Source organism: Aeromonas sp. ASNIH5 (assembly GCF_002902865.1).
GTDB lineage: Bacteria > Pseudomonadota > Gammaproteobacteria > Enterobacterales > Aeromonadaceae > Aeromonas > Aeromonas caviae.
This window is the reverse complement of sequence record NZ_CP026122.1, coordinates 4,002,452-4,022,259: the sequence shown is the minus strand read 5'-3', so window position 1 is coordinate 4,022,259 and position 19,808 is coordinate 4,002,452. Positions and strand designations below refer to the sequence as shown.

Annotated in this window: 18 protein-coding genes; 7 read left to right on the top strand and 11 right to left on the bottom strand. The window is 61.5% G+C overall.

Annotated features, from left to right (window positions below):
* Positions 1–10: 10 nt before the first annotated feature.
* The gene (gene arcB, locus C2U30_RS18980) at positions 11–2,323 is read right to left on the bottom strand and encodes an aerobic respiration two-component sensor histidine kinase ArcB (protein ID WP_103244292.1); all 2,313 of its coding nucleotides are present in this window, start codon (positions 2,321–2,323) and stop codon (positions 11–13) included.
* A 202-nt stretch (positions 2,324–2,525) separates the two neighbouring features.
* Between arcB and C2U30_RS18975 the strand changes: the two genes are divergently transcribed.
* Entirely contained in the window at positions 2,526–3,524 is a 999-nt protein-coding gene (locus C2U30_RS18975; protein WP_042881204.1) for a DUF2860 family protein, read from the top strand.
* Positions 3,525–3,585: 61 nt separating this feature from the next.
* On the opposite strand, the gene C2U30_RS18970 is transcribed toward C2U30_RS18975, so the two are convergent.
* From C2U30_RS18970 to C2U30_RS18955, 4 genes are all read right to left on the bottom strand, one after another.
* Positions 3,586–4,278, bottom strand: coding sequence for a DUF3334 family protein (locus C2U30_RS18970; RefSeq protein ID WP_029313837.1), 693 nt, complete (start codon positions 4,276–4,278; stop codon positions 3,586–3,588).
* Between the two features lie 118 nt (positions 4,279–4,396).
* Positions 4,397–4,843, bottom strand: a complete 447-nt coding sequence (locus tag C2U30_RS18965; RefSeq protein WP_103244730.1) for an HIT domain-containing protein — start codon at positions 4,841–4,843, stop codon at positions 4,397–4,399.
* Between the two features lie 73 nt (positions 4,844–4,916).
* Complete coding sequence (locus C2U30_RS18960; protein WP_103244291.1) at positions 4,917–5,540, bottom strand: DUF2057 domain-containing protein; 624 nt, start codon at positions 5,538–5,540, stop codon at positions 4,917–4,919.
* Between the two features lie 74 nt (positions 5,541–5,614).
* Positions 5,615–6,517: a LysR family transcriptional regulator gene (locus tag C2U30_RS18955; RefSeq protein ID WP_042016837.1), complete on the bottom strand. Its 903-nt coding sequence runs from the start codon at positions 6,515–6,517 to the stop codon at positions 5,615–5,617.
* A gap of 97 nt (positions 6,518–6,614) precedes the next feature.
* Here C2U30_RS18955 and C2U30_RS18950 point away from each other — a divergent pair, with 97 nt between their 5' ends.
* Positions 6,615–7,217 (top strand): short chain dehydrogenase, encoded by a 603-nt coding sequence (locus tag C2U30_RS18950; RefSeq protein WP_042881199.1) that lies wholly within the window; start codon positions 6,615–6,617, stop codon positions 7,215–7,217.
* A 123-nt stretch (positions 7,218–7,340) separates the two neighbouring features.
* Here C2U30_RS18950 and C2U30_RS18945 read toward each other — a convergent pair whose 3' ends face one another.
* The 3 genes from C2U30_RS18945 to dapA all read right to left on the bottom strand — a co-directional run bounded on the left by C2U30_RS18945 (position 7,341) and on the right by dapA (position 10,612).
* On the bottom strand, positions 7,341–8,444 hold the full coding sequence (locus C2U30_RS18945; protein ID WP_039040947.1) for a phosphoribosylaminoimidazolesuccinocarboxamide synthase: 1,104 nt from the start codon (positions 8,442–8,444) through the stop codon (positions 7,341–7,343).
* 169 nt (positions 8,445–8,613) lie between these two features.
* Positions 8,614–9,732 (bottom strand): outer membrane protein assembly factor BamC, encoded by a 1,119-nt coding sequence (gene bamC / locus C2U30_RS18940; protein WP_029313833.1) that lies wholly within the window; start codon positions 9,730–9,732, stop codon positions 8,614–8,616.
* The gene (gene dapA, locus C2U30_RS18935; RefSeq protein ID WP_103244290.1) at positions 9,725–10,612 is read right to left on the bottom strand and encodes a 4-hydroxy-tetrahydrodipicolinate synthase; all 888 of its coding nucleotides are present in this window, start codon (positions 10,610–10,612) and stop codon (positions 9,725–9,727) included. The genes bamC and dapA overlap by 8 nt, the downstream gene beginning before the upstream one ends.
* Before the next feature lie 188 nt (positions 10,613–10,800).
* Here dapA and C2U30_RS18930 point away from each other — a divergent pair, with 188 nt between their 5' ends.
* From C2U30_RS18930 to C2U30_RS18920, 3 genes are all read left to right on the top strand, one after another.
* Positions 10,801–11,334 (top strand): glycine cleavage system protein R, encoded by a 534-nt coding sequence (locus tag C2U30_RS18930; protein ID WP_010673166.1) that lies wholly within the window; start codon positions 10,801–10,803, stop codon positions 11,332–11,334.
* 23 nt (positions 11,335–11,357) lie between these two features.
* Positions 11,358–11,822 carry a thioredoxin-dependent thiol peroxidase gene (gene bcp, locus C2U30_RS18925; RefSeq protein ID WP_010673165.1) on the top strand — a complete coding sequence of 155 codons (465 nt, stop codon included), beginning with the start codon at positions 11,358–11,360 and terminating at the stop codon, positions 11,820–11,822.
* A gap of 195 nt (positions 11,823–12,017) precedes the next feature.
* On the top strand, positions 12,018–12,518 hold the full coding sequence (locus C2U30_RS18920) for a YfbU family protein (protein ID WP_039040945.1): 501 nt from the start codon (positions 12,018–12,020) through the stop codon (positions 12,516–12,518).
* Between the two features lie 52 nt (positions 12,519–12,570).
* On the opposite strand, the gene yfbV is transcribed toward C2U30_RS18920, so the two are convergent.
* Positions 12,571–13,011: a terminus macrodomain insulation protein YfbV gene (gene yfbV, locus C2U30_RS18915; protein WP_039040944.1), complete on the bottom strand. Its 441-nt coding sequence runs from the start codon at positions 13,009–13,011 to the stop codon at positions 12,571–12,573.
* A gap of 300 nt (positions 13,012–13,311) precedes the next feature.
* Here yfbV and C2U30_RS18910 point away from each other — a divergent pair, with 300 nt between their 5' ends.
* The gene (locus C2U30_RS18910; protein WP_010673162.1) at positions 13,312–14,514 is read left to right on the top strand and encodes an acetate kinase; all 1,203 of its coding nucleotides are present in this window, start codon (positions 13,312–13,314) and stop codon (positions 14,512–14,514) included.
* 70 nt (positions 14,515–14,584) lie between these two features.
* Positions 14,585–16,738, top strand: a complete 2,154-nt coding sequence (gene pta / locus C2U30_RS18905; protein ID WP_010673161.1) for a phosphate acetyltransferase — start codon at positions 14,585–14,587, stop codon at positions 16,736–16,738.
* Positions 16,739–17,220: 482 nt separating this feature from the next.
* Here pta and ilvN read toward each other — a convergent pair whose 3' ends face one another.
* Both ilvN and C2U30_RS18890 read right to left on the bottom strand, forming a co-directional pair.
* Positions 17,221–17,715: an acetolactate synthase small subunit gene (gene ilvN / locus C2U30_RS18900; protein ID WP_010673160.1), complete on the bottom strand. Its 495-nt coding sequence runs from the start codon at positions 17,713–17,715 to the stop codon at positions 17,221–17,223.
* 91 nt (positions 17,716–17,806) lie between these two features.
* Positions 17,807–19,525 carry an acetolactate synthase 3 large subunit gene (locus C2U30_RS18890; RefSeq protein ID WP_103244289.1) on the bottom strand — a complete coding sequence of 573 codons (1,719 nt, stop codon included), beginning with the start codon at positions 19,523–19,525 and terminating at the stop codon, positions 17,807–17,809.
* Positions 19,526–19,808 lie beyond the last annotated feature (283 nt).

Here is a 19,808-nt window from a genome sequence, read left to right as displayed (position 1 = left end):
GGCGTCGTGTCTACGAGAGCAGCCAGCGCCGCAGGCGGGCGATGTCACCCGGGTATTCCCGGCGCAGGGTTTCAATCCAGTCTTCCACGTTCTCCCACCAGGCGGGGTGATCCGGGCTCTGGATAAGCTGGGCCGTCTGCTGCAACCGGCGCAGGCCGATGGAGCCCGCCGCCCCCTTGATCTTGTGGGCCTCCTCCACCACACCGGCCTGATCCCTGGCAATCATGTTGGAGTCGAGCACTGCCATGTAGTCCGGCATCATCTTCTCGAACAGCTCGACGCTGGAGAACAGCACCGGCTTGCCGACCGTGCTGGCGTAATCGGTGAGGAAGGGCAGATCCAGCAGGGCATCCTGATGGTGGACATCGTCCTGCTCGTCCGCCTCGTCCCCGGCGAGATCCGCAAACAGGTGGCCTATCACCTCCCGCACCGCCTTGGAGCCCAGCGGCTTGTTGATCACATCCTGCATGCCGTGATCCCGGTAGTACTGGCGATCGCCGGTGGCGTTGGCGGTGAGCGCCACCATGGGGGGCAAGCTGTCGCCGTAGCGCGCGAGCAGCTGCTCCGCCACATCGAACCCCGTCATGTCCGGCAGCTGGATGTCGAGCAGGATCAAGTCGAAATCATCCGGGTTGGCCATGGCCAGCGCCTCTGCACCATCTCGCGCCACCTTGACCTGATGGCCGAGCTTGTTCAGCAGGGCGCAGGCCACGGTGACGTTCAGCTCCACATCCTCCACCAGCAGGATGTCGAGGGAGGGCATCTCGGGCTCCGGGGCTGCGGCCCTGGGCTCGACGCAGTCCACCTCCAGCTCGGCGGTGAAGCAGGCGCCTTCGCCCGGGTCGCTGTCCACATAGAGTTGACCGCCCATGGCCTGCACCAGCTGGCGGGAGACCGCAAGGCCGATGCCGGTGCCGGTGGCGTGCTTCTTGCCCTGCACCTGATAGTACATGGCGAAGATCTTCTCCTGCTGGGCGCGGGGAATACCCACCCCGGTGTCTTCCACCTCGAAGTGCAGCGCCAGCTTGCCCGGTTCATCAGCGGCGTGGGCGAGACAGCGTATGGTGACGCCCCCTTCATCGGTGAACTTGACCGCATTGCCCACCAGGTTCCACAGCACCTGGCGCAGCCGGGTGCCGTCCGCCATCACGAACTGGGGCATGTCGCCGTCCCGGTCGAAGTGCAGGTAGAGCCCCTTCTGCTCTGCCTGGATGCGCGACAGCGTCTCCAGCTCGTCGAGGAAGGCGGGCAAATCCAGCGGAGCCGGCGCAATCTCCAGCCGGCGACGGTCGAGCTTGTCCAGATCGATGATGTCGTTGAAGATGTTGCCGAGCGTCACCGCGCTCAGGTGGATGGTCTTGAGCTGCTGCTGCTGTCTGGCATCGAGGGGCGTATCCATCAGCATCCGGCTCAGGCCGACGATGCCATTGAGCGGGGTGCGCAGCTCGTGGCTGATGGTGGAGATAAAGGTGGTCTTGTCCCGACTCGCCTTCTCCAGCTTGTCCTGGTACTGCTTGCGCTCGGTGATATCGCGACCAAAGCCGAGCAGGCCGAGCCGCTTGCCGAAGCGGTCGAAGAAGGGCACCTTTCGCAGCTCGAAGTAGGCCTTGCGGCCATCGGGATACTCCAGCCACTGCTCATAGGTGAGCGGCTCGTTCTGGGCGAAGACCTGCTTGTCGGTCTCCACCACCTTGCTGGCGATGTCGTGCTTGTAGACATCGAACGGGGTCAGGCCGATGAGTTCCGCTTCCACCTTGCCGGTGAGCTCCTCCATGGCGCGGTTGCAACCGGAGAACTGCTCGTCCTCGTTGCGGTAATAGACCAGATCGGGGGAACAGTCGATGAAGGAGCGCAAGAGGGCGGTACGCTCCCCCAGATGCAGCTGGGCCTTCTCCCGCTGGAACACTTCGTTTTCGAGATCCTCGATGGCTTGCTGGCGCAGGGTCTCGGCCCGGTTGGTCTCGGCGATCTGGGCATTGAGCCGGCTGATGTTCTCCTGCAACTGGCTGTTGAGCTCGAGATCCCGCTCGCGCATGTCTTGCAACTTGCGCACCATGCGGGTCAGCCGCTGGCGGGAGTCCTCCAGCTGATCCACCACGATGGAGAGAAAATAGACGGCCCAGGGGGTCACCAGCAGGCCGAAGAAGACAGAGCGCACCAGGTCGACGATGTCCACGGTGCCGCGCAAAAACAGGGTCACCCCCATCTGGATCGAAACGGCCAGCACTATGATGGCGGTGGCCAGGAACATGCTGAAGCGCACCAGTCCCAGCTTGGTCATCAGGTCGACGTAATATTGCGCCCAGGATTTGATCTGCTTCATCTCGTTGTTTTCTCCCCTTTTCTTGCGCAAACAGGATACCAGTACGGCGCCATGAACTCTTGTCCGTCGCGTATTCAATTATTGATTAACGTCACACTCCGGCTGGGGTAGCATGCCTGCCATGCCTCAGTCAGCACCGGTTCCACCGGAATACCGGGGCACACTGTCACCCTTCTCATTCGTTATGTCAGGAGCATACCCGATGCGAAATCATGTTCTGTTGAGCCTTGGCCTGCTGGTCGCCACCACCGCCCACGCCGATCTGGGGGAGATCCCCCGCCAGACCGGCTGGTCCGGTTTTCTGCTGGGCGGGGTCAATGCCGGCAGCCACAAGTCCAACTTCTATGCCGGTGACGACAGCAACAGCCGTATCGATGATCTGGGCTCCCCCGGCCGCGAAAGCGGTCTGAGCCCGCTGCTCAATGCCGATATCCGCTACACCTTCGCCGATACCCGCACCCAGGTCTTCCTCGGCAACCTCATCCAGGACGCGGTGCGCTTCGACTTTACCCAGCAACTCGGTCTGCGCCAGGAGATGGGTGACAAGGGTATCGTCGCCACCTCCCTGGTGTTCAACCTCATGCCGGTGGAAGTGTGGAGCGATCCCTTCGCCACCGGCGTGGACCGCAGCGCCACCGATCTCACCTCGAAAGGGGTGCGCTTTGCCTGGGACAGGATCTGGGGCAGCAACGTCTACGCCACCCTGACCAGCCGGGAAGTGGAGCTCGACGAGGAGCGCAGCGGCCAGCAATATGACCTGACCCACGGCACCCACTACGCCTCCATGCTGAGCCGCAACGGCAAGGTCCACGACCTGGCTGTCTCCTACCAGTACCACTTCGGCGGCGACCAGCTGCTGGAGCCCGCCTTCCTCTACAAGGAGGCCCGCCTGGACGGGAGTGCGGAGAGCTTCAAGAATACCGGTCTGCAGCTGACCTATGCCAAACGCGCCTCCCAGTGGTCCATCGTGAGCAACCTCTACGCCGGCAAGCGCAAGTATGACGAGGCGAATCCCCTGTTCGGCCAGCGCGCCGATGCCAGCGAGTTCGCCCTCAATGGCACCTTCTTCTGGCACAACCTGTTCGGCATCAAACCCCTTGCCGCCACCTTCACCGCGGCCTATTCCAGCGCCGACTCCGACATCGACTTCTACGATGCCGAGGCGCTTCGCTTCAGTACCGGGCTGCTTTACAACTTCTGACCCGCCCCAAGCAAGGAGGCCACCCCCGGGGTGGCCTCTTCATTTGCACAACCCTCGACCATCAGATGCCGAGGGAGTCCAGCAGATCGTCGTGCTCGTTGCTCGCCGGCGCGGCCGCCGGTGCCGGTTTGGCTGACTGCTTGGCCTGGGCGATCAGCTCGTCGGGATCCACCTCCTCCTGCACGCCGCCATCATGGATCCGGATAAACTCCGTCTTGTCCATGGCCAGCTCCAGATAGAAGATGTTGTTGCTGGCGGTGAAGAAGGTCACCCGGCGGGTCTCGGGATTGTCGAGGTTGGTGTCGACGCTCAGCATCACCTGCTTGTTGAGCGCCAGCATCTTGGGCTGGTTCTGGGTGATGTGGGTCTGCAGCTCGCGCCCCACCTTGGTGGTGAAGCTGCCGACGATCTGGTTCATCAGCTCGCCCATGACGTTGCTCACCTCGTCCGAGGTGTGGGAGATGGCGAGATCCTCCTTGGAGAGCCCCATGCTCAGCATGTAGCTCTGGTAGAGCTCCATGGCCGCGGCGGCGGAGAAGTTGATCACCACCAGCCCGGAGAAGCCGCCGTCAAACAGCACGAAACAGCCGATGTCAGGCTTGAGGCAGGTCTTGCTGATCCGCTGCACCATGCCGGAGAAGCGCACCTGGGTCTGGGTCGCCGCACTCAATACGCTCGTCACCGAATTGCACAGGCTCAGCAGTACGTCCTCTGTGGTCAATACGGCATCATCCTCGGATCTTGTCACTATCATGGAACCTTCCTGCTGATCGAAATAATGGGGCTGTCACTCGTGTCGCCCATGTCACCATGCACCGGCGCGATACGCTAACAGATTGCGTGATCCCGGTGCCCAAAGCGCGAGCCACCTCTCACTTGACTGGATTATCAGTCAGAAATGGCTGAAATCCATCCAGGGTAGCCAGACGGGTTTGCCAACTGGCAGCCGCCCCTTGCAAGGCCTGCTCCTCATAGGGAATGGCGGGACAGGCACCCCAGATGGGACCGGGCCAGGCCGCATCCAAGCTGAAGCGGGCCACGTGGTGCAGGTGCAGCTGAGGCACCAGATTGCCGAGGGCCGCCACGTTGATCTTGTCCGGGCCGAGTGCCCGCTCCATCAGGGTGGCGACGGCGCAGGACTCCTGCATCAACTGCTGTTGCTGCTCGGGGGCCAGATGATGGATCTCCCGCAGGTTGGCGACCCGGGGCACCAGAATCAGCCAGGGATACTGGCTGTCTTTGGCCAGCAGGACGCGGCACAGGGGCAGATCCCCGAGTATCCGGGTATCCGCCTGAAGGCGGGGGTGCAATTCAAACATGGGGGCCTCGCTGATCAACATGGGCACATCGGGAATCAAAGATGTGCCCACGTTACTGCAACGGGGAGCAAACTTAAAGGCGCGGCACGGCCCAACCGATGAAGCGCTTGCGAAGCGCGGGGTCCGCCTGCAGGAAAAGCTGTTGCAACTGCCCTTCCAGGGCGCTGGCCGGCACGGAGGAGGCCCGGGGCGTCGCCACGGCGGCCGCAGTCACATCCGCCGCACCGGCGAGCACGGCAGGCCCCTCGCCACGGTTGTACTCCATCAGACTGGCATGCCAGTCCATGCCGATCTGCATCCCCTGCACCACCAGCGTATCCTGGCGCACCTCGAGGGGCTGCCCCCCCGCCACCAGGCCCAGGACAGGGGCCCTGGCGTAGCGTTCCATCCCGGCCTCGTCCGCAGGCACGGGAGCCTGCAGGCGCACCGACTGCCCGCGGGCCTCATAGCGAAGCACCTGGGGCTCGGAGCGAACCTGGCGATCGTTGTAGCTGCTGTTGCGACTCGGGATCACCCCCTCATAACGCACCAGCAGTTGCTGCTCTCCGTCGGCCAGCACGGCGTGCTGCTCGTCCTGCACCTTGCCTGCGCTCACTGCCAGGATCTGGAAATCCCGGGGCACCTCGACCCTGACCTCGGCCTGCACACCGCCGCAGCACAGCAGCGCAACCCCTGCCCAACCCTGATGACGCTTCATTCCCTGACTCTCCTTTCGCGATGAAGGGCGCAGGGTAGCAGCCCCAGATGACAGAAAAATAACGGGATGCAGGCTCACCCCAGCAGATAATGGGGTCGCTCGGCAAACCACTGGGCCAGCACCTGCTTGAACAGCCGGATCTTGCGCGGCACCCGGCGCTGCTGGGCGTGCAGCACATGGATCGGGTGCAGGCCGGTCTGCCACTCCGTCAGCACGGCCACCAGCTCCCCTCGGGCCAGGCTGGCCTCCACCAGCATCAGTGGACACTTGGCAAAGCCCATGCCCGCCCGGGCCAGTTGCAGCAGGGTGCTGTAGTGGTTGGCCCGCACTCGCCCCTGCACCAGGATGTGCGCCTCCTCTTCCCCCTGGCGAAAGTGCCACTGCTCCCAGTCCGGGTTGTGGCCCTGCAGCAGGCAGGATCGCCCCCCCAGCTCATAGGGAGTGGCGGGGATCCCCTCCCGCGCCAGCAGGGCGGGGCTTGCCACCACCACATCCTTGAGCCTGCCGAGCGGCAGGGCCACCAGGTTGTCGGGGATCAGCTCCATGGCCCGCAGAGCGATGTCATTCTCCCCCTGGCTCATGTCGATCATGGCATTGGTGAAGTTGAGCTCGACCTGGACGCCGGGGCAGAGCTCGGCAAAACGGGCGAGCAGCTCGCTCACCATGCGGTCCCCCGTGCTGACCGGGCAGGTGAAGCGCAGGCGGCCGCTGTCCTCCTCGGTCAGGGCGCGGATCCCCTCCTCCGCCTCCCGGGCCAGGGCAAAGATCTCGCCGGCCTGCTGGTGAAGCACCCTCCCCGCCTCGGTCAGGCTGAGTCTGCGGGTCGTGCGCTGGAGCAGCTGGGCATTGAGGGCGGACTCCAGGGCGCTGACATGGCGGCTCAGCATCCCCTTGCTCACCCCCAGGGCATCGGCAGCGGCGGAGAAACTGCCCCGCTGCACCACTTCATAGAAACTGGCCAGGTGAGTGATATCCATCATTAGCACCAATATGGAAACAATGGGTTCATCATAAGCGCTTTTTCTCCCTTTTTATCCCGCTATCATCAACTCATCTCAACCAGGAGCGATAGATATGAAGATTGTGATTGTGGGTGCCTCCGGCACCATTGGCGCCGCCGTCAGCGAACTGCTTGCCCAGGATCACCAGGTGATCCGGGTCGGTCACAGCCAGGGGGATGCCAGAGTGGACATGCGCGACCCCGCCTCCATCAGAGCGCTCTTCGAGCAGGTCGGGTCCTTCGATGCCCTGGTGGTCGCCAGCGGCAGCGTCGCCTTCAATGCCCTGACCGAGATGACGGACGAGCAATGGCAGGTGGGGCTTCAGAGCAAGCTGATGGGCCAGATCAACCTGACCCGGGCCGCCATTACCCACCTGAGCGACCGTGGCTCCATCACCCTCATCAGCGGCATTCTGAGCGAGGAGCCCATCCACTGGGGGGTGAGCGCCACCACCATCAACGGTGCCATCGAGCACTTCGTGAAAGGGGCCGCCTGCGAGCTGCCAAGGGGCATTCGCATCAACGTGGTCAGCCCCACCGTGCTGGAAGAGTCCATGAGCAAGTATGCCGACTTCTTCCCGGGCTTCGTGCCGGTACCCGCCGCCCGGGTGGCCCAGGCCTACAAGAAATCGGTACTGGGGGTACAGACCGGTCAGATCTTCCGGGTCAATGGCTGAGCGCTCCGGACAACCCAATGAAAACGGGCCCCGTCATGGGGCCCGTTTTGTCATCTGCGTTGCAAGCGCCTCCCCTGCCACCGGCAAACGTTTGTTCGCCTGCGGCAAAAAAAGCGGTCGGCCTCAGTCGATCAGGCCGTACTGCTCCCGCAGTACCTCGATGATCTCCTGCTTCGGATTGGCACTGCGTACCAGCGGCTGACCGATGATCTTCTCGGCGATCCCCACATAGGTGCGGGAGATATCCATCATCACCTCGGTGGGCAGCTTGTTGTCCCGGGCCAGGGCGAAGCGCTCGGGCATGCGGTTCTTGTTGAGCAGGATGTCCGGATCCGGGAAGTGGTTCAGCAGCCACTGGCGGAAGCCCTCTTTGGACTTCTCGATGATCTCGCCGCCGCGAAGGGCTGCGCCGTCCCAGATGCGGGAGCTGTCGGGGGTGCCCACTTCATCCATGTAGATGAGCTTCTCGCGACCGGCGGCATCGGTCACGTAACCGAACTCGAACTTGGTGTCGACGAAGACCTGATCCAGGGCAGCCAGCGCCTCGCTGATGACGTTGAAGCCCTCTTTGAGCAGCGCCTCGTAGCGGTCGATGTCCGCCGGGGAGCGGAAGCCGAAGGCCTGATGGTGGCGCTCGATGTCGCCGCGGGAGACGTTGACGTCGTCCGCTTCCGGCACACCATCCAGCCCCTTGAGGATCCCCTTGGTGGACGGGGTGATGAGGATCTCGGGCAGCTTCTGATCCTTCTTGAGCCCTTCCGGCAGGGTGATGCCGCAGAATTCCCGCTCACCATCCTTGTAGGCACGCCACATGGAGCCGGTGATGTACTGGCGGGCAATCGCCTCGATCATCACGGGACGGGCTTTTTGCACGATCCAGACGAAGGGGTGCGGGATGTCCAGGATGTGGCTGTCCGCCAGCCCCTGCTCCTTGAACAGCTTGAACCAGTGGCTGGAGATGGCATTGAGCGCCGCGCCCTTGCCCGGCACGCCGTTCAGACCGTCCACCCCTTGCCAGATGCAGTCGAAAGCCGAGATGCGATCACTGATCACCATGAGGGCCAGGGGCGTATCGGCCGGCACATCATAGCCTTTCTCCCGAATGAGCCGGGCACTGTCTGCCGGGGTCAACCAGTAGACGCTGCGCACTTTGCCGGAATGGACAGGTTTATCGGTACGGATCGGCAAATCGTCGTTCACCGCCAATACTTGATCTGCAAGACTCATGGCTAATAACACTTCCTGTTGTGGGACTAGTTAGGCAGGGGCACCAGACCCCTGTCTGTGGGGGATTCACATCATCAGGTACTCAGGCCCGGGGCAACCGGCTCGGCACGCTGGCCCTGCGGCAACCCGGACATAACAAAACAGGGGCGCGAGGCCCCTGTTTCCATGCTTACTTCGCCCCCTGATCGGCCAAGCCCTTGGCAAAGGCCTCGGACAGGCTGATGTACATCTGGGAGATGACACCGGATGCGACAGGCTTCTTGTCCTTGTCGAACAGGGTGATGGAGGTCTTGCCGCCCGTCATCTCGCCGAGCTGGAAGCGATACTTGTCTTCCTCGAGCTTGAACGGTTCCGCTCCCTTGGCCTTCCAGAACTCGCTGTCCGGCTCATCGTATTCCACGTCGATCCAGCCCAGGGACTGCTGGGTATCCTTGATGGTGAAACCATAGGCAGGCAGCACCTGATTGAGGCGGCGCCACACCTGGTCAAACGACCCTTCGGCAATCCAGGCGCTCAGCTCGTTGTTGTCCAGACCCAGCTCCAGCCCCATGCCATCGCTGGACTTGTGCTGTTCACGGGCCTTGAGCTGCTTGTCGTAATAGAGGGAGAACTGGTTCAGGGCGCGGGTAGCATAACGCTGGGCGTCCGCCGGCGTCAGCACAGTGCTGGTCTCGCCGTCGATGGTCTCTTCGTGATCCAGCACCCGTACCGACATCTTGATGGCGTGGCGCTGCACATCGTTGCGCAGGGTGAACTGGTAACGCTGACGGATCTTGAAGTCATCGTCATCTTCCGCCCAGCCATCGAGCACCGCTGAGTTGTCAAACCAGCCGGTCTGCAAGACGCCGTCCTGTTGGTCCAGCTTCTCAGTGGTGACCTTGTGTTCGGCCAGGAAGTTCATCAGGAAGGCCCAGGTATCGCGCTCCACGCTCTGGGAGGTGCTGAGGGCATAGAAGGCGACGGTTGGCTCGCTGGCATTGGCCACCACCTGGCTGCCGGGCACCACGGTGAGCAACTGGGCGGGCGGACGCACGTCCACCTTGGCCCCGAGGGCGCCCTCACGGCTGCTCTCGGGCAGGGCCGGAATGTCGAAATTGCTGTTAAAGGCGGGGGTACTCAACCCGGCGGGCACAAGGAAGGCGCGGCCTTCGAGGCGGCTCTCTTCATACTCGAAGCCACGGTTGGCCATTTTGCGTTCCTGGGGTGAGCTGCAGGCAGCCAGCACGGCCACCGTCGCGACACTCAGTACCAGGCGCACTGCATTTCCCTTTCCATTTGCTTTAAACACTCGCCATCAACTCCGCAGTCATCAGTGCTCGCGCCATCGCCGCTTCCCCCTCGGGGGTGAGATCGGTCAGGGGCAGACGCAAGGTCGCCGTCGCCATCAATCCCAGCCGGGCACAGGCCCATTTCACCGGGATGGGACTCGGTTCACAGAACAGAGTCTGATGCAACGGCATCAATCGATTGTTGATGTCATGAGCCTGCCCGACATCACCGGCCAGGGCAGCACGACACATGTCGGCCATCTGGGGCGCCGCAATATTGGTGGTGACCGAAATGACACCATCGCCCCCTTGCAGCATAAAATCACATCCGCTGGCGTCATCGCCACTATAAAGCGCAAAATCCGGCCCGCACAGTTCGCGCAGCAGCGGGGTACGGCCAAGATCGCCAGTCGCTTCTTTCAAACCTATGATGCCGGGCACCTTGGCCAGACGGGCCACCGTCTCGGGTTTGAGGTCACAACAGGTGCGACCGGGCACATTATAGAGAATTTGAGGCAGACCACTAGCCTCGGCGATCGCACAATAGTGACGATAGAGGCCTTCCTGGGTGGGTTTGTTGTAATAGGGGGTAACCGAGAGACCCGCCACCACGCCCATGGTGGCGAAACGCCGGGAGAGGGCGATGGCATGAGCAGTATTGTTGGAGCCGCAGCCCGCGATGACGGGAATGCGTCCGGCGGCGTATTCCACCGTCTTCTCAACCACGGCGATATGTTCCTGCTCGCTCAGGGTGACCGACTCTCCCGTGGTTCCCACGGCGACAATGGCGCTGGTCCCGGCATCCACATGATATTCCACCAGCGCTGCCAGACTGACCCAATCGATGTCGCCCGAGGGCAGCATGGGGGTAACGAGCGCAACAATACTACCGCGTAACATGGATAATTCTCCCGATTTTCAGGGGCGTAATGGTAAAGCTGCCCCTTTTGAAAAACAAGGGAGGCACGGGACAAGCCGTGTTACCATCCGGCACAAAACGTATGAATGCACGAGCGCACAAGAGGCCTCACGGCAGGGTGCCTGCACCCGCGGTCAACGCATTCTCAATAATGGACGAGAGACGATTTATGACTCACTACCTGGTCGTAACGGCCATCGGCACGGACAGGCCTGGCATCGTCAATGAGGTGACCCGTCACGTCAGTGGCTGCGGTTGCAACATTGTCGACAGCCGTCTTGGCATCTTCGGCAACGAATTCACCTTCATCATGCTGCTGTCCGGTGACTGGAACAGCCTGATGCAACTGGAAATCAGCCTCCCACTGCGCAGCCAGGAGTGGGATCTCATCACCATGATGAAACGCACCGAGCGCCACCACTCCCTGCAATATGACATCAGCGCCAGCGCAGAGGTGCTGATCCGGGATCAGCCGGGCATCGTAAGTCAGTGCACCCAGTTCTTCAGCGATCACGGCTGGGACATCCAGGCCATGCAGACCATCACCCTGGAACAGCAGCCCTTCAACCTGCTCAAGGCGAACTTTCAGTTGAATCTCTCCAAGCAGGGAGAAGAGCCCGGCTCGAAGACAGCCTTCGCCGATTTCTGTCGTGGACTGGGCGCCGAGTCGTTCGAATTCATCGTCAATCACAAGTACGCCTGACGGCGTTTATCCGAGGAGACCCCATGTCACCACTAGAAGCTGGTACCCAGGCCCCCGATTTCTCCCTCTCCGATCAGGACGGCAATCAGGTTCGCCTCGCCGACCTGCGCGGCAAGAAGGTGCTGATCTATTTCTACCCCAAGGCGATGACCCCGGGTTGCACCACCCAGGCCTGCGGTCTGCGCGACGTCAATAGCGAGCTGGCTGCCCTCAATGTGGTGGTGCTCGGCATCAGCCCTGACAGCGCCAAGCGCCTGAAAAAGTTCGAGGAGCGCGACAACCTCAACTTCCGCCTGCTGGCCGATGAGGATCACGCGGTGGCCGATGCCTTTGGCGTCTGGGGCCCGAAGAAGTTCATGGGCAAGGAGTATGACGGCATCCATCGACTGAGCTTCCTCATCGACGAAGAGGGCAAGGTTGCCCATCGCTTCGACAAGTTCAAGACCAGCGATCACCATCAGGTGGTGCTCGACCTCGTCAAGGGGTAAGCCACCAGCGGCATTGTTGCAGGGCTCGCCATAGCGGGCCCTGCTCGTTTCACCACGGCATCAGCCCCCACTCTCTGGCGGCTCACCAGGGCGCCTCCTCCCCCCTTTTCTCGCCAACCTCCCCTCTCAGATCAAAAAATTCATCCTGGATATGGGTTAACGTGACCCCAGATTCATTTTCCAGCGAGACAGCCCATGAACATGAGCCACACCGAACGCCTGATCCTGAGCAACCAGTACGAGATCCTGGCCAAACTCAATCCGGAAAAGGCGGCGTTTTACCAGCGTGCCAGCACCATCGTCGAGCGCGGCTACTGCCTGCAGATCCTCGAGCTGGAGAAGAGCTTCGGCCATCTGGATCTTGCCACCTGCCAGGAGGTGCTGGACACCCTGGAGCTGCACCATGCACTGGCCATCTCCTGGGGCAACCTGGATGCCAGCGCCCGGGCCGATGTCAACGAGAGCCGCCTTGCCTTCAACGGCTACAGCCGCAGCCAGGAGCGGGAACTGGCGGATTACGTCTGCTTCCTGCTGGAAGTGGACAAGCGCTTCCCCGAACTGCCCTGCCCCTGCGATGAGCTCTCCAGCGACATCGCCATGCGGGACAAGTACCAACGCATGCTGGCGGTCTGGCGTCAGTGCCCCCGTCAATACAAGCTATCCATCCAGGAGATCAGCAAGGTGCTGGCCGCCTGAATGTGAAAAAGGCGCCTGAGGGCGCCTTTGTCGTCAGTCTGACTCCGGAAAGTCATTCGTAGAGGAAGGATTTGTCCAGCTGCTTGAAGGCGGCGTTGAGGGTATCGGCCAGCTCTTCGTAGCGGGGACGGGCCACCAGCTGACGTTGACCGCCCTGCTCGTTCATCTTGCCGTTTATCTCCCGATACCAGGTGGCGAGGGAGGGGGGCAGCCGGGTATCGGCGCGCTGGCCGAGCCAGTAGTACCCTTGCAGCGGCAGGCTGAGCAGGAAGAGCACGGACGCCATCACGGAGGGCCAGTAATGAAGCTCGCCAAACTGGAACTGCACCATGACGCTGAGCACCGCCAGTGCCGGGATCACCTTGAGGGCGAATTCGGTGGCCCTGATCACCCGATTCTCCGGGAACATGGAATTAAGCTCGGGACGGCGCGGCCAAAGAGTCATATAATGACGGCCTTGCTGTAATTTAGTTCCAAAAATGTTCATGCTCATGCTACCTCCGAGCTCTTTTCGAACGCATTAACGGCAAAACCTCGACAATATTTGAGAGGCAATAACAAAGGTTGAGGATGACTTTGTTATTTTTCAACAATCAGGTTATCCTTTGTACGCCCATTTTACGCTGGGGCACGGCCACTGACCAGTCAGGGACGTCTGAATTTCGGGTCTTGTATCACTATACAAGGGGCAAGCAACAGATTGCCAACCCTCATAAGGATAAGTTGATAGTTTTTGGACGCACCGCGTCCGGCGCATCCTCCAACCCAACCCAATCTGCGATAGGATTTATTCATGAGTAAGCTGGTTCTTGTTCTTAACTGTGGCAGCTCGTCCCTGAAGTTTGCTGTCATTGACGCAACCACCGGTGATGACCTGCTGTCCGGCCTGGCCGAATGCTTCAACCTCGACGACGCCCGCATCAAGTGGAAGCTGAACGGCGAGAAAGGCAACGCTGATCTGGGTGCCGGTGCCGCTCACCAGGAAGCGCTGGACTTCATCGTTCACAAGATCCTGCCGCTCAACCCGGAACTGTCCAAGAACCTGATCGCCATCGGCCACCGCGTGGTACACGGCGGCGAGCGTTTCACCTCCTCCGTTCGCATCTGTGATGACGTCATTGCCGGCATCGAAGCCGCCATTCCTTACGCACCGCTGCACAACCCGGCTCACCTGATCGGTATCCGTGCCGCCCTGAAGGTCTTCCCGGAACTGGCCGAGAAGAACGTCGCCGTGTTCGACACCGCCTTCCACCAGACCATGCCGGAAGAAGCCTTCCTGTACGCCCTGCCGTACAAGCTCTACAAAGAGAACGGCATCCGTCGCTACGGCGCCCACGGCACCAGCCACTACTACATCAGCCTGGAAGCGGCCAAGCAGCTGAACAAGCCGGTGGAAGAGCTCAACATCATCAACTGCCACCTGGGCAACGGCGGCTCCGTCTGCGCCATCAAGAACGGCCAGTCCGTCGACACCTCCATGGGCCTGACCCCGCTGGAAGGCCTGGTGATGGGTACCCGTTCCGGCGACATCGATCCGGCTATCATCTTCTTCCTGCACGACAAGCTGGGCATGAGCGTTGCCGAGATCAACACCATGCTGACCAAGGAATCCGGCCTGCAGGGTCTGACCGAAGTCACCTCCGACTGCCGTTTCGTTGAAGACAACTACGACAGCAAGGAAGAAGCCAAGCGCGCCATGGACGTGTACTGCTACCGTCTGGCCAAGTACATCGGTGCCTACGCCGCCGCCATGGACGGTCGTCTGGATGCCGTGGTCTTCACCGGCGGCATCGGCGAGAACTCCGCCCCGATCCGTGAGATCACCCTGAACAAGCTGGGCCTGCTGGGCTTTGACGTCGACCACGACGCCAACCTGAAGGCTCGCTTCGGCAAGGGCGGCGAGATCACCAAGGCTGGTTCCACCAAGGCCCTGGTTATCCCGACCAACGAAGAGTGGGTCATCGCCCACGACGCGCTGGAACTGGTCGGCGCATAAATTAGCTGTAGAGCAAGGCCGCCCCAGGGCGGCCTTTTCCTGATCCCAAAAAATGAACAAGGGGTAATAAGTGGCACGCACTATTATGCTCATCCCGGTCGGCACTGGTGTCGGCGTAACCTCCGTGAGTCTTGGCGTCGTTCGCGCCATGGAGCGTCACGGTGTCAATGTCAGCTTCTTCAAACCGGTCGCCCAGCCGCGTCCGGGTGAAACCGGTACCGAGCGCTCCACCGCCGTGATCCGCGCCGCTGCCAACATCAACCCGCCCGAGCCGTTCGCCCTCTCCTACGCCGAGAACATGATCACCTCCAGCAACACCGACATCCTGCTGGAAGAGATCGTGGCCCGCTTCGAAGAGCACGTGAAGACCAGCGGTGCCGAAGTGGTGGTGATCGAGGGCCTGGTTCCGACCGACAAGCAACCCTTTGCCAACAAGCTGAACTACGACGTCGCCAAGGCGCTGGACGCCGACATGGTGTTCGTGACCCATCCGGGCAACGACTCCAGCCAGAAGCTCAAAGAGCGCATCGAGCTGGCCTGCTCCAACTTCGGTGGCGTCAACAACCCGCGCATCGTGGGCTGCGTCATCAACAAGGTGGGTGCCCCGGTTGACGAGCACGGCGTGACCCGTCCCGACCTGACCGAGATGTTCGAAGCGCACCACCACGGCGCCGATACCGGCCACAACCTGGAAGTGCTGCAGGTCTTCGGCAAGAGTCCGCTGCGCATCCTCGGCTGCATTCCCTGGAACACCCAGCTGATCGCACCGCGCGCCAAGGATCTCGCCAAGCACCTGGCCGCCAAGATCATCAACAAGGGTGAGCTGGAAAGCCGCCGCCTGCAGACCGTGACCTTCTGCGCCCGCTCAATCCACAACATGATCGAGCACTTCCGTCCGGGCAGCCTGCTGGTGACCTCCGGCGACCGCTCCGACGTCATCGTCTCCGCCTGCCTGTCCGCCATGAACGGCGTCAAGCTGGGTGCCCTGCTGCTGACCGGCAACTACCACCCGGAACCCCAGGTGATGGCACTGTGCCAACAGGCCATGGCCACCGGTCTGCCGATCATGATCACCGGCACCAACACCTGGCAGACCGCCGTCAGCCTGCAGAACTTCAACGTCGACATCCCGGAAGATGACCGCGAGCGTATCGAGCTGGTGCAGGACTACGTTGCTGGTCACATCGACAAGCACTGGATCGAGTCTCTCTCCGCCAAGTCCACCCGCTCCCGTCGCCTGAGCCCGCCGGCCTTCCGCTATCAGCTGACCGAGCTGGCCCGTCAGGCCAACAAGCGCGTCGTGCTGCCGGAAGGGGAAGAGCCGCGCACCATCAAGGCTGCCGCTATCTGTGCCGAGCGTGGCATCGCCCGCCCGGTCCTGCTGGGCAACCCGGAAGAGATCCGTCGTGTTGCCGAACAGCAGGGCGTGGTACTGACCGACCGCGTCGAGATCATCGATCCCGTTGCCGTGCGCGAGCGCTATGTGGCTCGTCTGGTCGAGCTGCGCAAGAACAAGGGTATGACCGAAGTGGTTGCCCGCGAGCAGCTGGAAGACAACGTGGTACTGGGTACCATGATGCTGGAGCGCAATGAAGTTGACGGCCTGGTATCCGGCGCAGTGCACACTACTGCCAACACCATCCGTCCGCCGATGCAGATCATCAAGACCGCTCCGGGCTCTTCCCTGATCTCCTCCATCTTCTTCATGCTGCTGCCGGACCAGGTACTGGTCTACGGTGACTGCGCCATCAACCCGGATCCCACTGCCGAGCAGCTGGCCGAGATCGCCATCCAGTCCGCCGACTCCGCCGCCGCCTTCGGTATCGAGCCGCGCGTGGCCATGATCTCCTACTCCACCGGCACCTCCGGCGCCGGCGCGGACGTGGAGAAGGTGCGTGAAGCGACCGAGCTGGCCAAGGCCAAGCGTCCCGACCTCATCATCGACGGCCCGCTGCAGTACGATGCGGCCATCATGGAGAACGTCGCCAAGTCCAAGGCACCGAACTCCCCGGTTGCCGGCAAGGCCACCGTGTTCGTCTTCCCGGATCTCAACACCGGCAACACCACCTACAAGGCGGTACAGCGCTCCGCCGAGCTGGTCTCCATCGGCCCCATGCTGCAAGGCATGCGCAAGCCGGTCAACGACCTCTCCCGTGGCGCCCTGGTGGACGACATCGTCTACACCATCGCCCTGACCGGCATCCAGGCAGCCCAGGCCGAGTAATCGACCCGCAGTCCGATGCAATGAAAAACCCGCCGAGAGGCGGGTTTTTTTATGGCTCGCGCCCAGAAATGTTGATCCGCAAGATCAGGTCGGGATCCCGTCCGGATCCACGGACAGATCCGCGTTCCGCCCTTGGCAAGGCACGAGGGATAAGCAAACGCTCACACCCTCGCCAGGGGATTGCACAAATGCGATCCAGCCAGGATCAAATTGAAATATCCCTTTAAGATCATGCGACTAACGCCAGACACACCGCTAATCTACAGAGTTTTCCACAGCTTTTGTGGATAGTTTACCGATCATTTGAAAGAAAATGACAGGTGAAGCCCCTCCCTTCACCCTTCTCTTTCACCCCCTCGATAACCTCCTGATGCTGTGGCCTGCATCCCTACCGGCCCCCCCCCCCACTTGCCCGCAACGCTGCCAGACACGAAAAAGGGCTCCGAAGAGCCCTTGAACAGCTATTTTCACATCCGGCCACATCAGGGACGCAGGGATTTGTCCGCCCGGGAGATGCCACAGACACCGGAGCGCACCACTTCGATGATCTCGTTGGTCTGGGCAGCCGTCTTGATGAAGGCGTCCAGCTTTTCGCTGGTCCCGACGAGCTGCACCGTGTAGAGCTCGGGGGTGACGTCGACGATCTGGCCACGGAAGATGTCCGCCAGCCGCTTCAGTTCGTCACGTGCACCACCGGCGGCGCGCGCCTTGACCAGCGCGATCTCCCGCTCGATGTGCTCACCCTCGCTCAGGTCACACACCTTGAGCACGTCCACCAGCTTGTGCAGCTGCTTCTGGATCTGCTCCAGCACCCGCTCATCCCCCATGGTGACGATGGTCATGCGGGACAGGGTGGGATCCTCGGTGGGGGCCACCGTCAGGGTCTCGATGTTGTAGCCGCGCTGGGAGAAGAGGCCTACCACACGGCTCAGGGCGCCGGATTCGTTCTCCAGCAGTACTGAAATGATGTGTCTCATGATATTTCCCCCGCCTTGCTCAGCCACATCTCGTCATTGATGGAACCAAACTTGAGCTCCATGGGTACGGCCGAAATAATGTGTCCCATTGTCAGGTTCTCTCCGTCTTGCTCAGCCACATCTCGTCCATGGCGCCAAATTTGATCTGCATCGGATAGACGTGCTCATCCGGGTCGACCGAGATGTCCATGAACACCAGCCGATCCTTCATGGCGAAGGCTTTCTCCATGGCGCTCTCCAGCTCGGCCGGATCACTCACTGCGATGCCGACGTGGCCGTAGGCTTCCGCCAGTTTGACGAAGTCTGGCAGAGACTCCATGTAGGAGTGGCTGTGGCGACCACCGTAGAACATCTTCTGCCACTGCTTGACCATGCCCAGCGCTCGGTTGTTGATGGAGATGATCTTGATGGGCACCCCGTACTGCATGCAGGTGGAGAGCTCCTGAATGTTCATCTGCACCGAACCGTCGCCGGTGACGCAGCAGACCACCGCATCCGGGTTGGCAAACTGGGCGCCCATGGCGGCCGGAATGCCGAACCCCATGGTGCCGAGACCACCTGAGTTGATCCACTGGCGCGGCTTGGCAAACGGGTAGTAGAGGGCGGCAAACATCTGATGCTGGCCCACGTCGGAGGCCACGAACGCCTCCCCCTTGGTCACCTTGTAGAGGGTCTCGATCACCTGCTGCGGCTTGATCAGGGTGGGGTGGGTCTCGTAGGCCAGGCAGTTGCGTGAGCGCCACTGGCCGATCTGGCTCCACCAGTCCGCCAGTACCTGCTTGTCGTTGTCGAAACCACACTCGCGGATCACTTCCAGCATTTGCTCCAGCACGGTTTCCACCGAGCCGACGATGGGCACGTGGGCTTGCACCGTCTTGGAGATGGAGGTGGGATCGATGTCGATGTGGACTATGGTGGCATTGGGGCAGAACTTGGCCACGTTGTTGGTCACGCGGTCATCGAAGCGGGCACCCACGGCGAAGATCAGATCCGCATTGTGCATGGTCTTGTTCGCTTCGAAGGTGCCGTGCATGCCCAGCATGCCGATGAATTGCGGATGGGTGCCGGAGAAGGCCCCCAGCCCCATCAGAGTAGTGGTCACCGGCAGGTTCAACAGCTCCGCCAGCTTGGTCACCAGGTGATCCGCATTGGCATTGATGGCGCCGCCGCCGACGTACATCACCGGGCGCTCGGCCTCCACCAGCAGCTTGGCAGCCCGCTTGATCTGCCCCTTGTGTCCCGCCTTGGTCGGATTGTAGGAGCGCAGGGAAACGGACTCGGGATACTGATAGGGGAACTTCTCTTTCGGATTCTGCACGTCTTTGGGCAGATCCACCACCACCGGCCCCGGGCGGCCACTGGCGGCAATGTAATAGGCCTTCTTGATGGCCTCGGGAATGTCGCTGGCTTTCTTGCACAGGAAGCTGTGCTTCACCACCGGGCGGGAGATGCCGATCATGTCGGTCTCCTGGAACGCATCCTCCCCGATCATGCTGGTCGGCACCTGGCCGGACAGGATCACCAGGGGAATGGAATCCATGTAGGCGGTGGCGATCCCCGTGATGCAGTTGGTGGCGCCGGGACCCGAGGTCACCAGCACAGTGCCCACCTTGCCGGTGGAGCGGGCGTAACCGTCCGCCATGTGCACTGCGGCCTGCTCGTGCCGCACCAGGACATGCTCCATCTTGCCGTTTTCGAAGAGAGCGTCATAGATGTCGAGCACTGAGCCACCAGGGTAGCCGAAAACGTGTTCCACTCCCTGATCTTCCAGCGCTCTAACCACCATCTGGGCGCCTGATAACATCTCCATGATAAAGCCCTCCAGGCTTTGCTCCGTTAAGCGAAAGCTATCGACAGTCCGCTGCTTCCCGGCAGCGCCGATCCGAGTCTTGTTGTTGTCTGCAGGCAGATCAGGCGAGTTCGGAGCCGTCGATAGTAGAAAAATAGGGGTTTTCCATCATTCACCCGAAAAGCGGGTGAAAAACCAACTTAACCCGCCCGTGAACGCTTGTCCACGGCTTTGTCTGGCCATAACAGTCATAAATTTCAAACAGCTATTAACATTCAGTGACTTGGCCACCAGACGGGCAACA